The sequence below is a fragment of the Halobacillus hunanensis genome, from assembly GCF_900166655.1.
Taxonomy (GTDB): Bacteria; Bacillota; Bacilli; order Bacillales; family Halobacillaceae; genus Halobacillus_A; species Halobacillus_A hunanensis.
The window spans coordinates 941,156-962,678 of sequence record NZ_FVZB01000006.1; the positions used below are offsets into that span (position 1 = coordinate 941,156).

Genomic DNA, 21,523 nt, shown 5'->3' on the forward strand with positions numbered 1-21,523 from the left:
GAATCATAGCACAGCAAAACTAGATTCACTAGGATGTGTAATCATGCAAAAATGGTTCGGACCTTGGATCAATCAGCCGTTCCAGCTCTTTGGAACATCTCACCTGATCATGCTCATCGTATTTTTGTTGGGAATGTCAGTCTTCTATCTGTTTTCCGCAAATATTAGAAAAGGAACACGTACACATCAAGTTATAAGGTGGGGATTATTCGCCCTGCTCATAAGTTGTGAGATAAGCTATCAAATATGGACGCTTACAAATAGTGTGTTCTCTCCAACAGAGCATCTGCCCTTGCATTTATGCGGTATTGCTTCTCTTATCGCCATGATCGGATTACTCACTTATCAGAAAAAATTGATCCAAATCAATTATTTTATTGGCATTATTCCTGCCATGCTGGCTCTCATTACGCCGGATATTCCCCATGGATATGAGCACTTTCGATTCTGGAAATTCTTTTTACACCATATGGCAATCCCATGGGCAAGCTTTTTCTTAATTTTAACCTCCTCTGTCTCCATTAATAGGCGGGTCATGTTCGAAACGTACAGTTACCTTATCCTATATGCGGTTGTGATCGGGTGTATGAATCAATTAATCGGATCAAATTATCTTTATCTTGGCGGACCTCCGGCTGCAAACACTCCTTTAAATTACTTAGGGGACGGATTATGGTACTACTTGAACTTATCGCTGCTTGCTCTAGCAGCCTTTTCATTCATGCTGTGGATTTATCGAAGTAGTCATTTTATGTTAAGCAAAAAGGAGTAAAGTTATTAAACAAATCAATTTCATAATTTAAGCCCTATTGTTTACCAAGGGATTCAAAACGTAAAAAAGGAAGCACCTCCTCAATTGTAGTCAGGTAGGAATTTGAAATAATTTTATTAAGTTAAGGGTAGTATTGTGGAGAACTCGATTCCGAGACTTTAGTTTGTATAAGGGGCTCCGGGAAACGGCTCGCTTTCCGTGGACGTGCGCTGAGCCTCCTCAGGCTTCGCCTTGCGGGGTCTCATCTATCCCGCGTATTCCACAGGAGTCTCACCGTTTCCCTCCACTCCTTTACCAAAAAATTTACTTCGGATCAATCTACAACCGATTCATGTTGTATAGCTGGAAGACGCTCAAATAAATAGGACAAAGCTATATCCAGCAGGTTACGTGAAGCTTTTGGCATGATGGTTTCGTTCTTCTTATAAAAGTAATGGGGGCTGGAGAACTGCGAGACTCCTGCGGGAAAAGAGTCCTAGGTAAGACACCGCAAAGCGGAGCTCGAGGAGGCTTGCCGGACTCCCACGGAAAGCGAGTGGTTTCCCAGACCCCATCCGCCATTCTCAAGTAACGAAACCGGTCTTCAATAAACAGGGGCGATTGTGGAGCAACACTGATAGAAAATGACCAGCTTTCTTTATAAATCGAAACTAGAATCTACTGGTTAAGATTCCATTTTGAATCCTTTCGGAAAAGAGCCTTATATTCTACCAGTCTTTGGCGCATTAAATGAGCAATTATGAAATTGATTCGGCCTTCAGTCTTCTACTTAAATTCAAACATTTCCAATGAAATTCGCATAACCTTACTTTTCTTTTCTCTATTAGTAGATTACTATTTAAGGATAGATATGGAAGGGAGAAATGTTATGAGAATCAAACCGCTTGCAGACTTCGCTTCATTCACTGCCATTCAGAGCCGCTGTTACCCTGGAATGGGACTCACAACAGAGGAAGATATGCGAAAAGCAACCGAACACCGCAAGAAGATGGATCAATACGAGCGTGTCCATCATGTCGGAGTCTATGAGGACCGCCAGCTTGTGGGCGGATATATCGACTATGCTCTGCCCATGAATGTTTATGGTCAAATGATACCGACTAAAGGTATTGGTACCCTGGCGGTCGACCTCCCTTATAAGAAACAGGGCATCGCGAAACGTTTAGTCAAACATACTATTGAACAAGCGAAGCAAGATAGCAATCCCCTTGTACACCTTTACCCATTCCGACCGGACTTTTATCGAAAAATGGGATTCGGATTTGGACCACAGTTGAGCCTGTATCAATTTTCACCTGCTCAGCTCCCATTCTTCGATGATACACCTGCAGCGACCCGGATCGAGAACCAAGAAGAAGTTATGGATTGCTACAATGATTGGGCTGAACACACACATGGTGCCTGCCATAAAGCTGATTATGAATTTCGCCACATCTCCATGGAGCATACGGACGTGATCGGTTGTCGTATCAACGGTAAACTCGCAGGCTACATGATCTTTGAATTGATACAGAAGCAGAATGATATATTCCTGAAGCATGACTTACATATTACTGACTGGTTTACTCAATCAGATGAGGCCTTTCAATCACTTATTAACTTTCTTCATAATCAAAAGGATCAAGTGCGGTCCATCGTGTTTCCCACATATGATGATTCTTTAGCCTTTTTACTGGATGACCCGAGGAATGTTACAGAGGACCTGATCTTCCGTATGTATCATGAAACCCACAAGCGAGGAACGGGTGTCATGTATCGTATTGTCGACTTGCCGCTGTTCATGAACTACATAAGTGACCATTCCTTTGGCCCTGAGAGCATTACCGTACATTTCGATGTGGAAGATACGCTAATGAAGACCGAACAAACAACTTATTCTTATCGCTTTGAGGAAGGAAAACCAGAGGCATGTGATAGCCGTGATGACGGCATACGACTCACTATAGATGTCGCTGATTTGTCTTCCTTGCTAATGGGTTGTGTGCAGCTATCAACACTTTTACAATTTAAAAGAGCTGAGGTGCATGGACCAGACAACATGAAGTCACAGGTTAAGCAGCTTTTTGACTCTCCACAGAAACCAGAGAACTGGTCATCTTTTTAAATTTGCCGTAATAAAGACTAGGCAGGTGTACAGGTACCCTTTGTAAAGTACATGTTACACTTGGCTAGTCTTTTTTGGTTAAAATACATAAGGTGAATAAACAAAGATGATAATCATCACCCAAATAAAATCAACAAAATGCCAATAATAATTGAATATTTTTTGCTTTTCATTAAATAATGCTGATGGAAGATTTCTTTTTAATTGAAGCATCAGCAGGACCATCCAGCAAAGGCCAAAGGCAACGTGAGACGCATGCAGTCCAACTAACGTATAAAAAGAAGCCATGAAATTATTCATCGATATCGTGTAGCCCTCGTGAACTGCATATTTATAGAACTCATGCACTTCGAGCCCCAGGAACACAGCACCGAGCACAAACGTTGTGATCAGTCCAATCCACACTTTCACTCGGCTGCCATCCTTTAACCCTTTTTCTGCAATCAGCAAAGTTGCACTACTAGGCAGCAAGAACACAGAGGCCATGATCACGGATCGTAAGTCAAACGCCTCGGTTGGGGTAACCCCTTTTGAAGGAGGAGTAAAAATAATGTACGTAGCAAACAAAGTTGCAAACATAACGGCCTCTACCCCTAAATAAATATAAAAGCCTAAGCGCTTATCACCGAATAACTCACGTGACACCGACTGATTCATTATGACCTCTCCTCCTCTCGATATGCCTGTCTGCGCTCATCGGTTAACGATCGGATAACCAGGAAGGATAGCACACCCGCTCCTAAGATAACCTGCAGCCAAACCCAGAGATAGATAAAAGCAATGCTTAAAGCGATCATAACCCCTGCCAGTATAATGGGCTGATAGGTCTCAACGGAAATCGGAGAAGGCCTGGGGTCATCGGCATATTCAAGGCCCTTATTGTTGACTTTCCTATACCAGAACTCATCCATACGTTTCACCTTAGGCATCGGATTAAAAGGATGCTCGGGTGCTGGTGAGGCAACAGACCAATCCAGTGTCCTTCCATCCCAGGGATCTCCGTCTGCTTTTTTGCCGTATCGATGAGTCTTGTAAAGGTTCCAGATCACAAACAGCATACTAATTCCCATCAAGTAGGCGCCGACTGTACTTATCGCATTAAAAATAAATACATTATCCGCCCATGTGTACGTGTAGACCCGGCGCGGCATTCCGTTTAATCCAGCAAAATGCTGAGGCAGGAATGTAAGGTGAAAGCCAATCAAAAACAACCAGAAATGCCAGCGTCCCAGCTTATCATCAAGTACTTTTCCTGTCATTTTCGGATACCAATAATAGATGCCCGCAAAAGCACCTAAAATTGTTCCACCCACCATAGTGTAATGAAAGTGAGCTACAACGAAATATGAATCGTGGTACTGGTAATCCGCCGCTGCTACAGCAAGCATAACCCCTGTAACTCCACCCATAACAAACGTTGGGATAAAGCCTAAGGCAAATAACATTGGAGTTTTCATCCGGATGACTCCGCCCCGCATAGTAAATAACCAGTTAAATACTTTGACCCCAGTAGGGATGGCGATCAACATGGTTGTAATAGCAAAAACGGAATTCGCCAATGGCCCCATTCCAACTGTAAACATGTGGTGAGCCCATACCATGAAACCTAGCAGCCCGATCAAAGCCAGCGCAATTACCATAGATGTGTACCCATACACCTTTTTTCTGGAAAAATTCGAAATTACGTCAGAAAATACCCCAAAAGCAGGCAATATAAGAATATAAACTTCCGGATGGCCGAAAATCCAGAACAAGTGCTGCCAGTAAACTGGTGAGCCTATTTCTCCAGTGAAGAAAGATGTCCCGTAAAATCGGTCAAACATTAACAGAACTAAAGCTATCGTTAAAACCGGAAATGCGACCAGAATCAGAGATGACGTAACAAGGGTAGACCATGGAAACAACGGCATCTTTGATAACTTCAGCCCTGGAGCGCGCAGCCGAATGACCGTTACAATCATGTTGATGGCTGTAAAGATTGTCCCAAGCCCCGAAACTTGTAACCCCAATATGTAATAGTTAATATTAGGTCCCGGTGTATAAGTATCCGTCGATAGAGGTGCATAAGCTGTCCAACCTGCATTGGGAGCTGAATTCATAAAAAACGACATGTTAAAGATCAGCCCGCCCGCTAGAAAAAACCAAAAACTAATCGCATTTAGATATGGAAAAGCTAAATCATTCGCACCGATTTGCAGCGGTACAGCGACATTCATTAGACCGATTAATAATGGCATCGCTACAAAAAAGATCATGATCGTTCCATGGGTAGTAAACACTTCGTTGTACTTGTCGCCCTGAAATACCCAAAAGTCGTTTTTTGGCACAGCGAGTTGTGTGCGAATCAACATAGCATCCATACCTGCTCTAAAGAAAAAGATAATAGCAAATAAAATGTACATGGTACCTATTTTACGGTGGTGTGTTGTCCTCATATATTCGAATACAACAGGCCATTTTTTTAATTTCGTCAGCCACACAAGCAAAACAATCCCCACTATTATTGTAAATATCCAAGCTGCTACAACATCAGAAGGGATTTGACCAATTGATGGTAAATTCATAGTCTGTCCACCTGCCTAACTTTTTTGGAGTATCATTCTGATGCTAACCAGTCTTCAAATTTCTCCTGGGTCACAACTTTTGTTTCAAATCGCATGTTTGCATGACCAGCGCCACAGAACTCAGCGCATTTTCCTTGAAAGGTGCCCGTAACTTGGGGTACAAAGGATAGTCTATTTTCTTTATTTGGCCTTACGTCCATTTTCCCGGCTAACCTGGGGACCCAAAAAGAATGAATAACATCATTAGAACTTAGTCGAAGAGTAACCTTTTGATCCTTAGGCAAAACGAGTTCGTCCATCGTCTGTTTGCCGTTCTCATAAGTGAATTCCCAGCGAAACTGTTCTGCTTTGACCTTTACTACTACGGCTTCCTTCGATACCCCATCATCTGGACCAGAAATCGTAGAAGTGATATCGTATGTAGCTTTGACTGTAGGCACAGCTAGAATCGCTATCAAAATAATAGGGATAACAGTCCAAGTTACCTCTAAAAGTTTGTTTTCCTTCTTTTCTTTAGGAATCTTATCAGAGGTTTCCGGTCTTTCTTTATACTTTCTAATAAATAACGCAAATAAAATAAACACGACCGCCAGCACGAGCATCATAATAGCAAAGCTGAGGTATATTAGGTCTGTTATTTTTTCAGCTGAATTACTTACAGGATTCAGTGTTCTTAGACTACATCCACTCAGCAAAATTAGTGTCAATAAGGGCAATAGTTTTTTCATAACACTCCAACCTTTACAGTAAATTAGTAAACCTCACGACCTGCTTTTATTTAAGGATATTACAAGTACATATCCAATTACTTGACACTTGAAACGTACTGAAGACTTCTAGCTTTTATCCGATTAAAAAATGGTCTACTTCCGTTCATCTGCCCCGTAAGTTCAAGCTGTACTCCATAAAAAAACCCTTACTAACATCTGTTAGAAAGGGGCTTTAATCTTTATGTGTTTTGCTGGTTCTCCAACATTTTAATTCTTTCCTCTAACCTCTCATATTCCTCCTTGGTGACAAAACCCAGCTTCTTTACCTGCTCTTTCGCTTTAGCCTGTGAACGCTCATTCCACTCGTCATTCAACTGCTCCCCTTTTGACACCCAGGTATTCAGCATATCCTTCGCCTCTTCCGGAGACATATCACCTCTTGCAGCCATATCATTAACAACTGATTCGAAATTTTTCCTTTCCGCTCACAGCAGCACCCAGCCCTAGGTAAAAACCTTGTTTTAACAATTCTCTCATTTTTGAAAACCTCCTTTTAATACTTAGACTTTTTAATCATTCGAAAATGACTTATTGCCACTATAAGCATTCCAAATATTCCAACTCCGCCAATAATCAAACCTAACATTAATAAAAGGCTGGAGCTTCCGACTACGGCGTAAATTACCATTCCTGAACCTGCCACCATGACTAAAAAGGTGAATAGACCGTACAACAAGTAAAACTGATGAAAGAATTTCTTCTGGAGTTTAGAGCGCTGCCATTCTCTTTGTTTATTGCCGTCCTCCAAATATTGTATGATAGCGCGCGGCAATGAGAGAAGCGGCTTTGCTGATTCTCTCATGATTTCTTTATAAAAAGATGTATGAGACCCTGTACCTGACATCCACCGTTTAAGGACAGGTCTGCCCCAGGCAATTAAGTCAACTTGAGGATAAATCGTTGTTAATACTCCTACGACAATCGATGTTGCCCGTCCCAAAAAGGCATAGTCAGCTGGGAGTTGAATCGGCTGCTCCTTGATAAAGACCTGCAGTTCATCCATGATGTCATTCATTTTGTTGGCATCCAATTTACCGAAGCCACCCTCTAAATATAAATCTGTGGTTTGTTTAATGATTTTCTTAACACGATCAATGTCCGCTTCGGCTAATAAAAAGTCCATTTCAATTAGTGCTCCAACGACACGATCATAATCCTCCAGTATAAAACCCTGAACCATAGAACGTATTGAATCTGCGTCTGTTTGCTTCACCTCGCCGACCATTCCAAAGTCAATCACAACCAATGTGCCATCAGGACGTATCATTAAGTTTCCTGAGTGGGGATCCGAATGAAACATGCCGGAAAACAAAAATTGTTCCAAAGATAAATCAAACAACGTTTTAGCTACTTGTTCAGGTTGAATACCGTGTTTTTTCATGAACGCCACATCGGTAATCTTGGTCCCTTCAATCCATTCCATGGTAAGCACACGTTCGGTAGACATCTCTTGATAGTAATCAGGAGTATAGACAGACGGAAAGGCTTTAAATCTCCGTTTAAACCGATTACCGTTCTCAAGTTCCAATCTAAAATCCAGTTCATTTGTAATCACAGTAACTACTTCTTTATACAACGCCGGTAAATCAGCCTTTTCCCCATACCTTGTAAACTTTCCTATGATAAAAAATACAATTCTCATCGCTCTGAAATCAACATTAAAAATCTCTCTCACACGATAGCGCTGTACTTTGATCGCCACCGATGTTCCATCATGCAGTGTTGCACGATACACATCACCTATTGACGCTGAAGCAACAGGAGATTCATGAAGCGATTGGAGCGACTGAGCAATCGAGCAGCCCCACTCTTCTTCCAAGATACCTTTGGAATAGTGAAATGGAACCGGCTCCACCTGATCAACCAACCCCTCCAGCTCTTTTATAAAAGAGCGAGGGAGCAAGTCGGCTCTTGAACTGAGAAACTGACCAAATTTAATTAATAATCCGCCAAGACGTATAGCCGTTCTTCGATACTCTCTAGCCTGTTTTGTAAACATCTCCTCCCATTTGCGTTTCGTCACTTTATCCCAAATTCGGTGTCTCTTTTGAAACCAGAAGATTTGCAACAAAAACTTCACAGCCATCCAGACGATGACAATAATTCGATAAATTGATATGTATTTAAGTCGGCTGCTCATTTCCCTCCTCCTTCTACAGAAATTTCCCTATCCGTTACCCTAAATGCTATAACACGAATCTAATTTGATAAATGAATCATTCGACACAAAGAAACAAAACTCGACTTATTCAAGTACTTTTGGAGTATGTTATCGACACCTTTGTCGGAAAAATACTTCAAAATGACCATTCTAAATTTTTTGAATATTACTAATTCCACCTTTATAATAGATAGTGTTTTAAAGGGGACAAATTTATTTGGGGAGGTACTTCTACATGAAGAACAAAATGACAGCATTACTGTCAGTAGGTGCGTTAACACTATCTTTGCTTGCTCCAGCAGCATCAAATGTAAGTGCTCAATCTGAGTCGAGTACGGATTACAGCAACTGGAACGTAGAGCGATACGGAGATCGTATCGATATTGACGGAAAGCTAGAGCAAAAATCTCAAAGTGAAGAATTTCAAAAGCGAGCGGCTAAGGAAATAAAAAAAGCTGCTGAAGAGGTTAATTTCAATGATTCTAAGACCTCAGAATCATCTAAGGCAACAACTGCCTCTGCAAAGAAAGTAGGAGAAACCAAATCATTTCTTAACCGTAACTTGCAGTTTCAAGAGTTCACCCTTCGAAGCGTTGGTGAACACGTTGAAGTATGGGTAGCCAATGACCTCTCTTTTGGTGAAGGCGATCCACGTGATCCTCATGTGATTACCCAGGAACAAGTGGAAAAGATGACTGCTGAATTTGATTCCAACATTTATCCAGTAGCAACCGGATTCTTTGGAATGCCTGATTCTCTTGATGGAACAGAATCCCAGCTTGAAGATATGGGCCTCGTTCCAGAAGATTATTATAAAGGTGATGGCGACAAAGTGATGATTCACGTCAGCAATATACCGGATGAAAACTATGAGAACCCGGAATATCCTTTCTTTGTAGCCGGTTTCTTCTGGCAAACACTTGAGAACTATACAGATCGGAACATTATTTCTATTGACTCTGCCGATTGGAAAGAGCGTTTGGAAAGTACATTTTTTGGAACAACAATCCATGAACTGCAGCATTTGATACACGCTGACAACGATGGTGATGAAACCACATGGTTAAATGAAGGTATGTCTACATTCTCTGAGTACCTCGGCGGATACGGTCTTGATGCTGGGTCCATCAACTTCCTGCTTGATCATCCTGAAAACTCATTAACAAATTGGGATGAGCACGTTAATGCTGCTACAGGACCTGAGACTATTGCTGATTACGGCTTAGTGCAACTGTTTACCCTTTATAACTATGAAAGGTTTGGACAAGAGTTCATTCGTCACGTAGCTACAGACGGCATTAACAGTATCGCAAGCTACGAACAAGCTTATAAAGACTTTAATCTAGGTGTTACATTTAATGAAATATACCAGGACTTCTCCACTGCCCTTGTTGTTGATGATGACAAATGGAAAGGTGGAAAGTATGGTTTTGAAAATATTGACCTGCGTAAGCTTCCAGTTGAAGATGGCAGTGAGCGCGGCTTTACAGTGAATTTCGAAAAAGCTAAAACATATGAGAAAGATGGCGTCCCGGCATGGGGTACAGATTTCAAAGAGTTTAATTTCGCACCAAATCAAAATGTAGAGAATTTCAAGTTCAACGGAATTGACTTCCTTCCATTACAATGGGAAACTGTTCAGGATCCACTCGGCAGTGATGACCAAGTATATTGGGCAGGTGAAGGTGATGAGCTCGATAACAAATTAATCTTTAGTGCTGACCTTTCGAATGTGAACGAAGCTACATTAACATTTGATAACTACATTGATATTGAAGAACAGTGGGATTTCGGAGTCGTGCAAGTGTCTACAGATGGCGGCGAAACTTGGACTTCCCTTGCTAATGAAAATACGCGTTCAGATGTAGTTGATCAGGGATATCCAACTATTAAGGAAAACTTACCTGGTTTCACAGGAACATATGAGAACTATAAAGAAGAAACATTTGACCTTTCTGAATATGCAGGCGAAGAAGTACTGATTTCCTTCCGTTACTTAACGGACTGGGGAAGCAATAATTCAGGCTGGTTCATCGATGATATTGCCATTCCTGAAATTGGTCTAAGCTTCGATGGCACAAGTACAGAGGCCTTCATGTCAGAAGCTCAATTAAAAGAAGAATATGTAAACTATGGTGTGACATTCATTAAAGAGAAAAATAACGGCAAATACCAGGTCATCGAAGTCGATCCGTTCAATGTTACCGACAAGGAAGCATTAGAACTTCAACAAGCCTTCAGAAAAGGCAAAACATATATGACGACGTATTATGCTGCGCCACAGGACAGCACGATTCCTGTTCCGTTTGAATACGAAGTTGAATTTAAAGGAAACAATGGAAAAGGACCTAAGAATAAATAACACGAATCATCCATAAACCATAAACCAACCAGTAATCATGCTGGTTGGTTTTTCTATATTTTTATGGCATGATTTGAGTAAACAGGAATTAAGGTGATCGTATGCAGATTCGAGAACTAGAAGTAAAAGAATTACATACTGTTGCGCGATGGCTGCACTCAATGAATGAGCAAGATAAACATTATGTAGCATGGCTTGCTTCAGAACCCAATGAAATTTTTGAACAAATTTGGACGTTGACGCAATTCGAAGAACCCCTTGCTTATGTTGCTTGGGACCAGAACCAAATTATCGGATTTATAGGAATCCTCCCCTTTTTCGATCAGAAACTGGCCCGTCTACTTGGACCTTTCTCCACTCAGGAAGACTCTGAGGTAATTGAACGGCTGTGGGAAAAGACTACCCTCACCCTCCAACTGCATTTTGAGGTCGTAAAAGTGGCGTGTTTTAAAACAAACGATCCCTTGGTTTCCTTTGCGGAACGGCATGATTTTTCACTTTATAACATAGAAAGAACATTAGCTCTGCACCAGTCCCACTTCTCTCCTTCAAATGAGAGGAATCCAAATATTTTTGAACTGACGAGCGAGCACCTTCATGCACTTCGGGACCTTCACCCTGCGGGGGCTTACTACACTACGGAGGAAATGGTCCAACTGGCTAAGCGAGAGGAAAATAAACTCTTTGGCTATATCGAAGATGGCAAGCTGCTCAGCTACCTTTATTATGAGACCATTACAGCTGATGAGGGCGAAGTTTGTTTTGTAAATGTCCAGCCGAATGACCGCGGTAAAGGAATTGGAACTTTGTTAATACAGCACGCCTTACAGTATGCTTTCTACGTATATGAAGTCAAAGCAGTGACACTCTCAGTCCGTAACCAAAACACGCAGGCGGAACAACTTTATCAGCAGTTAGGTTTTCGTGAAATCAACACGGTCTATGCCTTTGAAAAAAGTCTTAGTGACTTGAGTGCACCTCCCCTATTCCATTAATTCATGAAAGATCCAGAACAGCTAAAATATGCTGCTCTGGATCTTTTTGTGCTTTATCCAAGTCAGGGCGGGCAGAGTGTCGGAAGTAAAGTAAAGGTTTTCAAAATTCCAAAACTTTCTCATGTCGGCGGTGACAACCTGCTTCAGGAAGGATTGCGATTTAACCTTTATCATGTGATAAATTCAATACTGCAATATTTCGGCTAAGGTGCATGACAACCAGTTTAAATTATTCCACTATTTCAACTTTTGAGTTTTTAGGTTATTGTTAATGATAGGGGAATTATATGAAGCAAGTTATTCAAACATCACTTCACCGGTTGGGTGACCAAAGCGCTATTCAAGCTATCAGTAAAGTTAGCGGAGGAGATATTAACGAAGCATTTTATGTACGCACAGATCGCGATGAATATTTTGTTAAAGGAAATAACAATGTTCCGCCTCATTTCTTTAAAATCGAGGCACTCGGTTTAGAACGAATCGCACAAACAAACACCATAAACGTTCCAAAAGTATACGATTATAATCAACCAGATGAAGGCGAAACGGGACTCCTCATTATGGAGTGGATCGAAAGAGATGAAGCCTGGTCATCCCACTCAGTTGAACAGCTTGGGGCAAATCTTGCGAATATGCACAAACATACAGCTGAACGCTTCGGGTTTGATCAGCCGACTTTTATTGGAGAGTTAACCCAGGATAATCATTGGCGGCAAAGCTGGGTCGAGTATTTTCGTGATGATCGATTACAGCCACAATTGCAATTAGCAATTGAACATAGGACCTTGCCACCAAAAAGGCGGGAACGACTTGAACAGCTGTTGGATCGATTAGACCAGTTACTTCCACATCAACCTTCCCCTTCCCTCCTGCATGGCGATTTGTGGGGAGGAAACTACTTAGTTGGACGCGGAGGCATCCCCTACCTTATCGACCCCTCCATTCTGTATGGAGATCACGCATTTGAACTAGCTTTCACGGAATTATTCGGTGGATTTCCACTGGCTTTTTATGCAGCTTACCAGGAAGTCATGCCGCTGCCTCATGAATACGAGGATATGAAACCGCTTTATCAACTATATTATCTTCTCGTTCATCTAAACATGTTTGGTGAAAGCTACGGCCTTTCCGTGGATCGTATTTTAGCAAGGTACACGAAAAACTAGGAATTTAAGAACACTGGTAAATATTTTTATTGGCAACTGCATACTTTTGTATTAAAATTTATTCTGTTGCATATTTATTCTTATCAAATTTGTCAGGAGCGATACTTCAATGAAAGCAAGTGACTTCAAGATTTCATCACATTTAAAATTTATAGTGCCATCAATACTTGGTATATTTTTATTTATTGTACCGTTTTATAATGCAGAGGATCAGAGTGTTACGATTGTTATTGCCATTCTGGCCACGTGGATTCAAGAAACGCTGGCTGACTCTCTATCTCTGATTATGATGTTGATTATTTCAATTACAGCGATCGGGACCCTCTTAGTTAAGTTAATGGGACCTGATAAACTAGATAGAACCCCTTTCTTCAAGCAATTGTTCAATGTACCATGGGTATGGGTTGTTACCCGTGTATTAGGAATGATTTTTGCTATAATGGTGTATTTCCAAATTGGACCTGAGGCTGTTACTTCTGATGTGACAGGTGGATTGTTATTAGATTCTCTCCTTCATGTGCTATTCGCAGTATTCTTATTTGCCGGATTGTTTCTGCCCTTGCTGCTCAACTTCGGGCTGCTTGAACTCTTCGGTGTCATATTAACGAAAATTATGCGTCCTGTTTTTAAATTGCCCGGACGTTCCTCTATAGACTGTCTGGCCTCATGGTTAGGGGACGGCACTATCGGGGTACTTTTAACGAGTAAGCAGTATGAAGAAGGTTATTATACGAAGAGAGAAGCGGCTGTTATTGGAACCACCTTCTCTGTTGTATCGATTACATTCAGCTTAGTTGTGATCCAGCAAGTTGGTTTAGCTGATATGTTTATTCCATTTTATTTAACTGTCGGATTCTCAGGACTTGTTGCAGCATTAATCATGCCAAGAATTCCACCGCTTTCACGTAAAGCGAACACTTATGTTACAGAAGAGGCCGATGATATTAGTGAAGAGATCCCCGAACAGCACAATGCTTTTACTTATGGATATACACAAGCAGTCGAGCGAGGCAGCAAATCCAGTGGAGTTAAAGAGTTCTTTAAACAGGGCGGGCAGAACATTTTAGATATGTGGATGGGTGTTGCCCCAATTGTCATGGCATTAGGTACCATTGCATTAATTATCGCAGAATTCACCCCAGTGTTTACTTGGCTAGGCGTACCATTTATTCCGATTCTGGAACTATTGCAAATCCCTTATGCACAAGCTGCATCTGAAACGATATTAGTTGGGTTTGCCGATATGTTTCTGCCAGCCATCATTGGTGCCTCCATTGAAAGCGAATTGACTCGCTTTGTGATTGCGGCCTTATCCGTTACACAGCTGATTTATATGTCAGAGGTTGGTGGTTTGCTATTAGGTTCTAAAGTACCTGTAAACCTTAAAGATCTATTTATTATTTTCTTATTAAGAACCATCATTACGCTTCCAATCATTGCGTTAATCGCACATCTAATCTTTTAAAAAAGATAGAGGCTGGTGACAAATATGTCCCAGCCTCAAAGTTATTTGATTTGCCTAATAAAGGCTTCTGCCGTAGCGAGGCTGGATTGCGGGTTCTGACCTGTTACGAGCTTGCCATCTACTTCCACATTCTCTTTATAAGGCTCCGAGGTCTGAAATTTAGCTCCTTCAGCTGACAATTTGTCTTGCAGTAAAAAAGGCATTTTGTCAGTCAGGCCTGCTTTCTCCTCCTCCTTATTGGTAAAGCCCGTTATCGTTTTTCCTTTCACAAAAGAATCTCCATTTGCATCCTTCACACCAACAAAAGCGGCCGGTCCATGACAAACTGCCCCTATTACTTTGTCGTTCTCGATAAAGTGCTGCAAAGCCGATTGAATAACGGTCTGATTAGGAAAATCGAACATTGTCCCATGCCCGCCCGTGAAGAATATTCCTGCATAATCATTTAGATCAATGTTTTCAAGTTTATCTGTATTATGGATTGGTTCCATGACTCCATCCCAGACTCGGGGCAGATCATTACTATAGCTGTTTGGATCGATGGGAATTCTACCGCCTTTAAGGCTCGCCCCCGTTACTTCGAATCCGGCTTGTTTACATTCTGTTGCAGGCTCCACAAACTCTTGCAGCCACAACCCTGTTTCGTTCCCGCCTTCGATGTTATCGATATTTGTTGCCACAAATAAGATCTTTTTTTCCATGAAAAATACCTCCCTCAGGATCTATATCACTAGTCTTTCACTAGAGTACACATTTCAATCCTAAGAGAGGTATGAATTCTTTTATTTAATTTGTAGTGTAATCTTTCTTAGCTAACTTATGCCACCATTTCTTAATTAGTTGGGCTCTGCCTTCAATAACAGGTTGAGTCAATGTTTGGATGGACGTACTTGATAATAAGAATACAATACTTGCTGCTACAATTGCTAAACCTGCAAAGTCAATCATGTTGTCGACTTCAAACCAGCCGGCTTCGCGAAAGAATTGAATAAAGAATCCATGAAGCAAGTAGACGTATAACGTTCTCCTTCCTAACACAGTAAAACGATACGATTTACCAGGAATCCACGCAAGGACGCCCACCGTCATAATTGCACCCACAATGTAACCGGCAAACCGGATTAAGCCGCCAAATTCCAAACCTCCTAGCTCACTGTACGATTTTGAACCTAACAGCCAGCCTGAGTCGAATTCAGGAAAAATAGCAATTAACCCAACAAGCGCGGTCATGAATAGAAGCGTGGCTTCACGCACTTGCGGAGTTCGCCATTTTTTGACATGGTCTTTTGTTAACCAATAGCCAGCCAGGAAAAATGGGAAGAAGACAAACGTCCTCGAAAGACTGAACATATGGCCAATATCATTAAAGTATCCTACAACGAGTCCTAAGCCTACAGAAACCAAAATCCCCGTCAGTGCAGGAACTCTCTTAAACCAATAGAGCATAATGTGCCAGCAGAATAAACTGAATAAGAACCACAATGACCAGTGTGGATAAAACGGCCCATTCAGCCATCCATCCTTTCCTATAAAGAAAAAGTAGCCTGAATAAGCAAGCTGAAAAATCATATAAGGCAAGATTAATTTTTTCGCTAAATTAACGATATAGTCTTTATGCCCTGATCCTTTTGCAAAAAAACCAGCCAAAAAGATAAACGCAGGCATATGAAACGTGTAAATCCACATGTAGATGGTGTACATCGTATGTGAACCATCAGTAAACGGTTGAATAAGATGACCAAATACAACGAGGAAAATCAATAAAAGTTTTGCATTGTCAAAAGTTGCTTCCCGTTTCATAGTCCTTCACCCTCTTTAATTCTGTGGTTGTGTATTAGATTTAATTCTTTAAATGTAAAAACAGTGTCTATTCCTTTTTACCACAATACATATAGGTTGAAGTTAGATTTTATTGCTTTTTAAATAAACTGTAATCGTAATGTCAAAAATGTAACCACATCATTAAAATGTAAAAGAAAATAAAAGAAGAAAAAGCCAGCAAACTGAATTTACAGGCTCTTCTCCTAGATTAATTATTCAAAATCAATGGCCCACGAGCCTTTTCGGAAGATAGGTTCATAACTGCCGTCTTTTGTCTCTCCATCAATGTCTATTTCACCGGAGCCCATCATGAAATCTTCATGCACGAGACTGTCGTTAACCCCATGCTTTTCCATCTCCTCTTTAGACATCGACGGGCCATTTTCAATATTAGTCGGATAAGCCTTGCCTAATGCCAGGTGACAGGAGGCATTCTCATCATATAACGTATTATAGAAAATGTGTCCCGACTTGGATATCGGTGATTCATCAGGGACGAGAGCTACTTCACCTAATCGCTTAGCCCCATCATCGGAATCCAATAAATGTTTCAGCGTTTCTTCGCCAGACTCTGCAGAATAATCGACGACTTTTCCATCTTTAAAGGTCAATGAAAAGTTCTCGATCAAGTTTCCTCCATAACTGAGCGGTTTCGTACTGCTGACTTTGCCTTGTATGCCATATTTGTGCGGCATTGTAAACACTTCTTCTGTCGGCATGTTCGGATTAAATTCCACACCCTTTTCAGAAGTAGCCGATCCCCCATGCCAAATATGGTTTTCCGGCAATTCCACACTCAAATCTGTACCTGTTGCTTTATAATGAAGCTTCTTATACTGCTTCTTATTTAAATACTCTCTTGCTTGGCGCAGGCGTTCATTGTGTTCCTCCCAAGCTTTAATGGGATCATCTTGATCTACCCGGGTTATTTTGAATATTTGCTCCCAAAGCTTACTTTGAGCTGCATCCTCTGACAGACCAGGGAAGACCTTTTCTGCCCAGGCAGCCTGTGCATAAGCGACAATTGACCATGTCGTTTTATCATTCATAATGTAATCGCGATATCCAGTCAGCGCTTCCGCACTCGCCTTATTCGCTTTAGCAATTCGTTCAGAATCGACTCCTTTGAGCAGATCAGGATTAGGACCGTATACAGTTAATAGGGAATACCCATCCTTTACCATCTCCTCAAGACCCTCCGCCTTCCACTTAGGGAATGTCTCAAGTACCTTCATAGGTGCATTCTTCATTTTCATATAACTTAAAAGTTCATCGCTCCACTCCACGTGAACATTTTTTGCACCTCTTCCATAAGCTTTAGCAGAAATAATTCTGACAAGATCAGCAGCCTCTATCGGAGCATTTATGATCAGCCCCTGACCGCTCTGTAGGTTAACACCTTTTTTTAATGCTAGTTCTGCATACTTCTCAAGCCGTTTTCGATGTGTAGTCAAATGAATACCTCCAACTATTTAATGATCTATACGTATTATTTCATAACTTTGAAAAAAATCCCACTAGATTAGATGTACGAAGACCTTTTAGGGTAAATAACAAGGATTCTGCCAAAATCATGGATGACCTTCACAAGTGTCTCATTATTTTGCCCAGAAACTATGAATTCTTCCCCTCTAAAGGGTTTCTGTTTTTTGGATAAAAAATTGATTTTACACATAAAAAATCGCAGGAAGCCTCTGCCCCCCGCGATTTTGTCTTATGCTTCAAATTGCCGATTTAAATTAGCCATTTCAATAGCACCAGTTGCCGCTTCCCAGCCTTTGTTGCCGGCTTTCGTTCCTGCTCGCTCAATGGCTTGCTCGATCGTATCTGTAGTTATAACTCCAAAGATAACAGGAACTCCACTTTGTACGCTAGCCTGCGAAACCCCCTTGGCAGCTTCTCCACACACATAATCAAAGTGCGGCGTTGACCCGCGAATTACGGCTCCAAGTGTAATCACAGCATCGTATTTTCCTGAGTTCGCCATCTTTCCTGCCACCATAGGAATTTCGAAGGCACCTGGAACCCAGGCGACTTCCACATCATCCGTGTTTACGCCATGGCGCTTCAATCCATCAAGTGCTCCATCATATAGACGTCCCGTAATGAAATCATTAAACCGCCCTACAACAATTCCAATTTTCAATCCGCTTCCTACAAGGTTTCCTTCTAATGTTTTAACCATCCTGATCTCTCCTTTAGCTACTGTCTATTTGCAAAATTCATACCTTGATTCCTCAAGTTATTTTCTGTTAGTAATGAAATAAGTGCCCCATCTTCGACTGTTTGGTCTTTAAATATAGTTCATTCTCTTTTCTTGACTCCATTTGAATCGGAACTCGTTCTACTACTTCCAAGCCATAACCGCCAAGACCGGAAATCTTCTTCGGATTATTGGTTAACAGCTTCAGTTTGGAAATTCCAAGGTCCCGTAAAATCTGTGCTCCTACACCATAATCACGTAAGTCGGGACCAAATCCAAGCTTTTCATTAGCTTCAACGGTATCCAGGCCTTCTTCCTGAAGCTTATAGGCATACAACTTATTCAATAAGCCGATCCCTCTGCCTTCCTGCCTCATGTAAAGCAGGATCCCGCTGCCGTTTTCTGAGATTTGGCGAAGTGCGTTGTGAAGCTGTGGTCCGCAATCGCAGCGATAGGAACCGAAGACATCACCTGTTAAACATTCCGAATGGACCCGAACTAATGTTGGCTTACTTGGATCGATCTCCCCTTTGATAAGGGCAATATGGTCTTTATAATCAATATCATTCGTATAAGCAACCGCACGGAAATCACCATATTCAGTTGGCAGCTGTACCTCGACTTCGCGTATGACATGATCTTCAACTCGATAACGATACTGAATTAAGTCCGCAATCGTAATCATCGGAATATTAAACTCATCAGCCATTTTACGAAGATCAGGCACTCTTGCCATCGTCCCATCTTCTTTAATAATTTCACAAATAACCCCGGCTGGCTTGGCTCCAGCCAGTTCAGCTAAATCTACCGCAGCTTCTGTATGACCAGCACGGCGCAATACACCGCCTTCTTTCGCAATTAACGGGAAAATATGACCCGGTCTTTGGAAATCATCCGCTTGGCTTAATGGGTTAAGCATTTCACGAATCGTCAGTGCCCGCTCATCCGCAGAGATGCCAGTCGTCGTGTGCTTATGATCAATGCTTACTGTAAAAGCAGTTTTATTAGGATCAGTGCTGTTATCCACCATCGGGTTCAACTCAAGCTGATCAGCTAATTGACTTGTAACAGGTGCACAGACAAGCCCTTTGCCATGAGTAATCATAAAATTGATCATCTCAGGCGTTGCATATTCAGCTAATCCTATTAAATCCCCCTCATTTTCTCGATCCTCATCATCACAGACGATGACCATTTTTCCCTGTTTTAATTCTGAAATTGCCCGTTCAATTGAATCAAACATCTTCCCACCCTCTTCTTTATGCGAATCCATTTTCATCTAAGAAATCCTTCGTTAGCTTTGACTGACTGCTCTCAGGTTCTTTTCCTAAAAAATGGGCCACGTATTTACCAATCATGTCGCATTCAATATTCACTTGATCACCTGGTTCTTTATCACCGAGTACCGTATGGTCCATCGTGTGCGGAATAAGTGAGATCGTGACACGGTTCTCCTCCACACCAAACACGGTCAAACTCGTTCCATCAACCGTAATTGATCCTTTATACACAAAATAATGGATCAGTTCATCCGGAAGTTCAATCTTATAATAAACGGCATTTGATTCTGATTTCTTCGCCACAATCTCACCCGTACCATCGATATGACCCGAAACTAAGTGACCACCAAAACGGCCGCCTGCTGCCATGGCCCGTTCGAGATTGACTGTACTTCCTTGCTTCAGCTGGTGCAAGTTCGTCGCCCTAAAGGTTTCAGGCATTACATCAAATTCTATACTTTGATCGGTATAACTTGTCACGGTGAGGCACACTCCGTTTATCGAAATGCTATCCCCTAAATCTATATCCGACAAAATTTCCTTCGCTATAATACTTAATTCAAGCGCTTCTGATTTACTTTTAATATTTTTGACTGTACCCATTTCCTCTACAATCCCTGTAAACATTACGAATCCTCCCTTTTGACTGAAACAAGCTTGATATCTTCCCCTAGCTGTTCAGAGCTAAGAAATGCAAAATTATCAAGTTGGGCCAGACTACTGATTCCTTCACCCGCTACAGGGGTCATGGCCTGCCTGCCGCCAATTAATTTAGGTGCTATATACGTAATGGTTTCGTTCACTTTCCCGGCCCGGACAAAAGCATCCGCAATCGTTCCGCCGCCTTCAATCAGCAATGAGGTAAGTTTTTGTTCACCTAAATAGTCCAGAACAGCTTCCACTTGAACGGTTTCCGTTGCCAGGCGGATCACCTCAACATGGGAAAAGTTTTGAAAGCGGGTCATTTCATCCTTTCCGACGGATTTTCCTGTAAAGATCCAAGTCGGGGCTTCTCTATTTTGAATCACCTGAGAGGTAGAAGGAGTCCGCAAATGGGTATCAAGGACAATTCTCACCGGGCTGTTGCCGCCTCCTGCTATTCGAGTCGTCAGCTTAGGGTTATCCATTAGAACCGTATTAATGCCTGCTAAGATGGCAGCAGATCGATGACGATAGGAGTGGCCATCCTTCCTTGCTGACTCACCAGTAATCCACTGGCTTTCACCTGTTGTGGTAGCAATCTTTCCATCAAGGCTCATCGCTGATTTCAATCGAACGTAGGGCTGCTTTGTTCTTATAAAATGAAAGAATGCGCGATTCAGCTCATCTGCTTCATCTTTTAAGACCCCTGTTTTCACCTCAAGACCGGCTTTTTTCATCAACTCTATCCCGCGGCCGCTCACTTTAGGATTAGGATCGTGAGAAGCAATTATCACACGTTTAATTCCAGCATCAACCACCGCCTGGGCACAGGGCGGAGTTTGCCCGAAATGACTGCAAGGCTCAAGTGTTACATAAATTTCTGCACCCAGAGCTTTTTCACCAGCCATCCGCAGTGCATGGACTTCAGCATGAGGCTCCCCGGCCTTGACATGCACTCCCAGACCAACTACTTGATTATTTTTCACAACAACTGCTGCAACCGAAGGGTTTGGAGTCGTCTGTCCTATCGTTTCTTTCGCCATCTGAATAGCCATAGTCATATATCGTTCGTCGCGCTGCATCCTTCTCACCTCCCCATATTTTTTTAATCAAAAAAGCCCTGAAGAAGACAAACTTCTCCAGGGCTTTACTGTATTGAAAAATAAGTATAGCGAATAGAAGGTACAACTACAGAATGTTTGCACCTTATTTTGCACG

Annotated in this window: 18 protein-coding genes; 6 read left to right on the plus strand and 12 right to left on the minus strand. The window is 41.7% G+C overall.

Going from position 1 to position 21,523, the window contains the following annotated elements; translation table 11 throughout:
* Positions 1-43 precede the first annotated feature (43 nt).
* Both B5354_RS10275 and B5354_RS10280 read left to right on the plus strand, forming a co-directional pair.
* A complete protein-coding gene (locus tag B5354_RS10275; protein WP_079528436.1) occupies positions 44-772 on the plus strand; it encodes a YwaF family protein in 729 nt (242 codons plus the stop codon).
* Positions 773-1,640: 868 nt separating this feature from the next.
* On the plus strand, positions 1,641-2,876 hold the full coding sequence (locus tag B5354_RS10280) for a GNAT family N-acetyltransferase (protein WP_176142460.1): 1,236 nt from the start codon (positions 1,641-1,643) through the stop codon (positions 2,874-2,876).
* Between the two features lie 78 nt (positions 2,877-2,954).
* Here the strand turns inward: B5354_RS10280 and B5354_RS10285 are convergent, their stop codons facing one another.
* From B5354_RS10285 to B5354_RS10305, 5 genes are all read right to left on the minus strand, one after another.
* A complete protein-coding gene (locus tag B5354_RS10285) occupies positions 2,955-3,533 on the minus strand; it encodes a cytochrome c oxidase subunit 3 (RefSeq protein ID WP_079528440.1) in 579 nt (192 codons plus the stop codon).
* The gene (gene ctaD / locus B5354_RS10290; RefSeq protein WP_079528441.1) at positions 3,533-5,440 is read right to left on the minus strand and encodes a cytochrome c oxidase subunit I; all 1,908 of its coding nucleotides are present in this window, start codon (positions 5,438-5,440) and stop codon (positions 3,533-3,535) included. The genes B5354_RS10285 and ctaD overlap by 1 nt, the downstream gene beginning before the upstream one ends.
* Positions 5,441-5,472: 32 nt before the next feature.
* On the minus strand, positions 5,473-6,168 hold the full coding sequence (gene coxB / locus B5354_RS10295; protein ID WP_079528443.1) for a cytochrome c oxidase subunit II: 696 nt from the start codon (positions 6,166-6,168) through the stop codon (positions 5,473-5,475).
* Positions 6,169-6,389: 221 nt separating this feature from the next.
* The gene (locus tag B5354_RS20745) at positions 6,390-6,557 is read right to left on the minus strand and encodes a hypothetical protein (RefSeq protein ID WP_245804755.1); all 168 of its coding nucleotides are present in this window, start codon (positions 6,555-6,557) and stop codon (positions 6,390-6,392) included.
* Positions 6,558-6,703: 146 nt separating this feature from the next.
* A complete protein-coding gene (locus B5354_RS10305; protein WP_079528444.1) occupies positions 6,704-8,350 on the minus strand; it encodes an ABC1 kinase family protein in 1,647 nt (548 codons plus the stop codon).
* Between the two features lie 256 nt (positions 8,351-8,606).
* Here B5354_RS10305 and B5354_RS10310 point away from each other — a divergent pair, with 256 nt between their 5' ends.
* The 4 genes from B5354_RS10310 to B5354_RS10330 all read left to right on the plus strand — a co-directional run bounded on the left by B5354_RS10310 (position 8,607) and on the right by B5354_RS10330 (position 14,359).
* The gene (locus B5354_RS10310; protein WP_079528447.1) at positions 8,607-10,733 is read left to right on the plus strand and encodes an immune inhibitor A domain-containing protein; all 2,127 of its coding nucleotides are present in this window, start codon (positions 8,607-8,609) and stop codon (positions 10,731-10,733) included.
* 101 nt (positions 10,734-10,834) lie between these two features.
* Positions 10,835-11,728 (plus strand): GNAT family N-acetyltransferase, encoded by an 894-nt coding sequence (locus tag B5354_RS10315; RefSeq protein ID WP_079528448.1) that lies wholly within the window; start codon positions 10,835-10,837, stop codon positions 11,726-11,728.
* A 287-nt stretch (positions 11,729-12,015) separates the two neighbouring features.
* Positions 12,016-12,894, plus strand: a complete 879-nt coding sequence (locus B5354_RS10325; RefSeq protein ID WP_079528450.1) for a fructosamine kinase family protein — start codon at positions 12,016-12,018, stop codon at positions 12,892-12,894.
* A 109-nt stretch (positions 12,895-13,003) separates the two neighbouring features.
* On the plus strand, positions 13,004-14,359 hold the full coding sequence (locus B5354_RS10330; RefSeq protein ID WP_079528453.1) for a YjiH family protein: 1,356 nt from the start codon (positions 13,004-13,006) through the stop codon (positions 14,357-14,359).
* A gap of 41 nt (positions 14,360-14,400) precedes the next feature.
* Here the strand turns inward: B5354_RS10330 and B5354_RS10335 are convergent, their stop codons facing one another.
* The 7 genes from B5354_RS10335 to ribD form a co-directional block, all read right to left on the minus strand.
* Positions 14,401-15,060, minus strand: a complete 660-nt coding sequence (locus tag B5354_RS10335) for a type 1 glutamine amidotransferase domain-containing protein (protein WP_079528455.1) — start codon at positions 15,058-15,060, stop codon at positions 14,401-14,403.
* Positions 15,061-15,145: 85 nt separating this feature from the next.
* Positions 15,146-16,159 (minus strand): acyltransferase family protein, encoded by a 1,014-nt coding sequence (locus B5354_RS10340; protein ID WP_079528457.1) that lies wholly within the window; start codon positions 16,157-16,159, stop codon positions 15,146-15,148.
* 233 nt (positions 16,160-16,392) lie between these two features.
* A complete protein-coding gene (locus tag B5354_RS10345) occupies positions 16,393-17,634 on the minus strand; it encodes an aminopeptidase (RefSeq protein WP_079528460.1) in 1,242 nt (413 codons plus the stop codon).
* A 260-nt stretch (positions 17,635-17,894) separates the two neighbouring features.
* On the minus strand, positions 17,895-18,365 hold the full coding sequence (ribH, locus tag B5354_RS10350; protein ID WP_079528462.1) for a 6,7-dimethyl-8-ribityllumazine synthase: 471 nt from the start codon (positions 18,363-18,365) through the stop codon (positions 17,895-17,897).
* A gap of 67 nt (positions 18,366-18,432) precedes the next feature.
* Entirely contained in the window at positions 18,433-19,626 is a 1,194-nt protein-coding gene (locus tag B5354_RS10355; RefSeq protein ID WP_079529142.1) for a bifunctional 3,4-dihydroxy-2-butanone-4-phosphate synthase/GTP cyclohydrolase II, read from the minus strand.
* Between the two features lie 16 nt (positions 19,627-19,642).
* The gene (ribE, locus tag B5354_RS10360; RefSeq protein ID WP_079528464.1) at positions 19,643-20,290 is read right to left on the minus strand and encodes a riboflavin synthase; all 648 of its coding nucleotides are present in this window, start codon (positions 20,288-20,290) and stop codon (positions 19,643-19,645) included.
* The gene (gene ribD, locus B5354_RS10365; protein WP_079528466.1) at positions 20,290-21,387 is read right to left on the minus strand and encodes a bifunctional diaminohydroxyphosphoribosylaminopyrimidine deaminase/5-amino-6-(5-phosphoribosylamino)uracil reductase RibD; all 1,098 of its coding nucleotides are present in this window, start codon (positions 21,385-21,387) and stop codon (positions 20,290-20,292) included. Before ribD ends, ribE begins: the two co-directional genes overlap by 1 nt.
* Positions 21,388-21,523 lie beyond the last annotated feature (136 nt).